Source organism: Komagataeibacter kakiaceti JCM 25156, assembly GCF_000613305.1.
This window is the reverse complement of record NZ_BAIO01000294.1, coordinates 1-2,970: the sequence shown is the minus strand read 5'-3', so window position 1 is coordinate 2,970 and position 2,970 is coordinate 1. Positions and strand designations below refer to the sequence as shown.

General features: G+C 64.5%; 3 protein-coding genes and 1 pseudogene. 2 read left to right on the top strand and 2 right to left on the bottom strand.

Translation table 11 applies throughout. From position 1 onward, the window contains the following. Nucleotides 1–375, top strand: a 375-nt coding sequence (locus JCM25156_RS12585) for a JAB domain-containing protein (protein WP_025813356.1), incomplete at its 5' end; no start/stop codon positions are given. A gap of 122 nt (nucleotides 376–497) precedes the next feature. Here JCM25156_RS12585 and JCM25156_RS12580 read toward each other — a convergent pair. Continuing rightward, entirely contained in the window at nucleotides 498–1,190 is a 693-nt protein-coding gene (locus JCM25156_RS12580; protein ID WP_025813354.1) for an HAD hydrolase-like protein, read from the bottom strand. Between the two features lie 170 nt (nucleotides 1,191–1,360). On the opposite strand from JCM25156_RS12580, the gene JCM25156_RS28020 reads away from it, so the two are divergent. Further along, a complete protein-coding gene (locus JCM25156_RS28020) occupies nucleotides 1,361–1,945 on the top strand; it encodes a JAB domain-containing protein (RefSeq protein WP_084296514.1) in 585 nt (194 codons plus the stop codon). On the opposite strand, the pseudogene JCM25156_RS24155 reads toward JCM25156_RS28020, so the two are convergent. After that, a pseudogene (locus JCM25156_RS24155) lies at nucleotides 1,946–2,970 on the bottom strand (5-(carboxyamino)imidazole ribonucleotide synthase); the annotation flags it as partial.

The window sequence follows — 2,970 nt, the reverse complement described above, 5'->3', positions numbered from 1 at the left end:
GGGCAGGTGGTTCTTGTGGATATGGCGGCGTTGCTGGAACATTGTGATGGCGCGCCCTGTCCCGGCGGGGACGGGATGCGGGTCTTTTATCTGGATTCCGCGCGCCACATGCTGGCGGATGAGATGGTTCCGGGCGGTCCGGCGGCGGACATGTGCCGCGCCGTGCTGGCGCGCGCGCTGGAACTGCATGCCGTCTCCCTCATCGTGGTGCGGGACATGGGCGCGCAGCCGCCGCCAGCACAGGGCAGCGCGGGGGATCTCCGCTTCCTGCGCATGCTGCACGCCCATGCCCGGCTGCTGGGGCTGGCGTTGCAGGACTGTCTTGTCCGTGGCGGGGGCGCGACTGTCAGCATGCGCGCCGTGATTACGGCATAGGGAAGTAGAATAACTGACTGATAGGAAATAATAAAAGTTTCCGGGTGCCGCCTTCTTTCAAAAGGCGGCGTTCCCAGATGATTTTGCGGGATATTTCAAAGGCGGTCTTTTCAGACAGCCTCTCAGCGATGGGGATGGGCGTCGGCTGCGGTGAATTGCTGGCGGATGGCCTCCAGCAGTTCGGAAGGCTGGCTGACCAGCGCATCGGCCCCGGCCTCGACCAGTTCCTCACGCGAGCCATAGCCCCACAGCACGCCAAGGGCGCGGACATGGTTGGCATGGGCGCCGCTTATGTCATGCCGGCGGTCCCCGATCATGAGCGCATCTTCACGCCGGATGTTATGTTCGCGCAGCAGGGCGGCGATCAGTTCCGGCTTTTCCGCGCCGCTGTCATCCGCGCGCGCGCCGGACAGGCCATCGAAAAACCGGACCAGATCGCGCAGGTGCAGGATCTTGCGCGCCAGATGCCGGGGTTTGGATGTCGCCACGAACAGACGTACCCCTTCGGCGGAAAGGGTCTCGATCACATGGCGCATGTGGTCGAATACCGGGGTCTTGTGCATCCCTTCCGATTCGTAGTGCTTTCGGTAAAGGGCCATGGCTTCCTGTACCCGGTCATCGCCATAATGGGCCAGAACGTGGCCGATCAGTTCTTCCAGCGGCGGGCCGACCACCCATGTCAGGTCGATCGACATATCGGGTTCATGCCCCAAGTCACGCAGCAGGGCATGGATGGAGTCCACAATGCCATCGCGCGAACGAACGATGGTTCCGTCCAGATCAAAGAGTACGGTATGGGATTTCTGAAACAGCATGCAGGTTCATAAGCTCCTAGTCCTGCCCCATCATGCACGATCAGGGCGGGATTTTGTGCTGAAATTGTTGAGAAGTCTCCATTTTGTCCGATAAAAGGCCGCAACCGGACCTGTTCCCGCCCACCGAACGCGCCATAAGCCGTGCCGACGACCTTGCCTTCCTGCGTGACATGATCCGCACGCTCGACACCACCCACCCCGCGCCGGACCGCCTTGCGGCCAGCCTGCTGGAGCGTTTCGGTTCGGCTGGCATGGCGCTGTCGGCACATGTGGGGGCGATGGATGAGGTGGCCGGAGGGGAAACGGCCCTGCCGCCGCTATTCGCCGTCGCGCGGGAGGCGGCGCTGCGGCTGCACCGCAGCCGCGTGCGGCGGACGGATGTGCTGTCCGGGCGGGAAGGACTCATGGCCTATCTTCAGGCCAGCATGGGGCACGAGGTGGTCGAGCAGTTCCGCGTGCTGTTCGTCGATGCCGGGTTTCATCTTCTGGCCGATGAACTGATGGGCACCGGCACGGTCAACCATTCGCCCGTCTATCCGCGCGAGATCATGCGCCGCGCGCTCGGGCTCGGGGCCAGCAGGCTGGTGCTGGCCCATAACCACCCGGCGGGGCGGCCGGAGCCGTCGGGCGCTGATATTGAAATGACCATGCGCATCGTCCAGCTTGGCAAGCTCATGCAGGTGGCGGTGCATGACCATATCATCGTCGGCAACGGCCGGACGTGCAGCTTCCGTGAGATGGGGCTGATTATCTAGCGTGGCCAGCGGGCCAAGCGCCGCCTCGACCCCGAATTCCCCCGGCAGGCCACCGGGCGGGAACAGCACGTTCACATGCCCCATCTTGCGGCCGGGGCGGGCTTCCGTCTTGCCATAATGGTGGGCCAGCAGGCGGGGCGCGGCCATGATTTGTGGCCACAGGGCCATGTCGTCCGGCCCGATCAGGTTCTTCATCACCGCATCGCTGTGGCGGATGGCGGGTGGCAGGGGCAGACCGGTCACGGCGCGCACATGCATCTCGAACTGGTCGACCGGGCAGGCGTTCATGGTCCAGTGGCCGGAATTATGGGGCCGGGGGGCGATTTCATTCACCCGCAGGCTGCCATCACGGTCCACGAACATCTCGACACCCAGCAGCCCCACCAGATCAAGCGCCACCGCAATGCGCCGGGCCAGGTCACGGGCCTGCGCGGCCAGATCGGGCGGGATGCGCGCGGGCGCGAGGCTTATGTCCAGAATCCCGTTGCGATGACGGTTTTCCGTGACGTCGAAGGTGCTGACCTCGCCCTGCGCATTGCGGGCCACCATCACGCTCACTTCACAGGCGAAATGCACCATCCCCTCCGCCACCAGCGGGTGGGGGCGCAGGGTGTCAAACGCGGCGTCCAGTTCCCCGGCGTCATGGATGCGGGCCTGACCCTTGCCATCATAGCCAAGGCGCGTGGTCTTGAGGATGAAGGGGTAACCCAGCGCCTCCGCCGCGCGGTCCAGATCGGCGCGGTCATGCACGGCCCGCCATGGGGCGACCGGAATGCCGGTTTCCGCCATGAAGGTTTTTTCGGCAATGCGGTCCTGGCTTATGCGCAGAATGCGACCGGCGGGGTTGACGGGCCGGATGCTGGAAAGCAGGTCCAGGCCATCGGCGCTGATATTCTCGAACTCGAAGGTAATGACATCCACGGCGTCGGCAAACCGGCGCAGGGCGTCATGGTCGTCATATCGGCCAGCGTGAGGCATGCGCCACCTGGGCCGCCGGACGTCGGCCTCCCTGCGTCAGGATATGG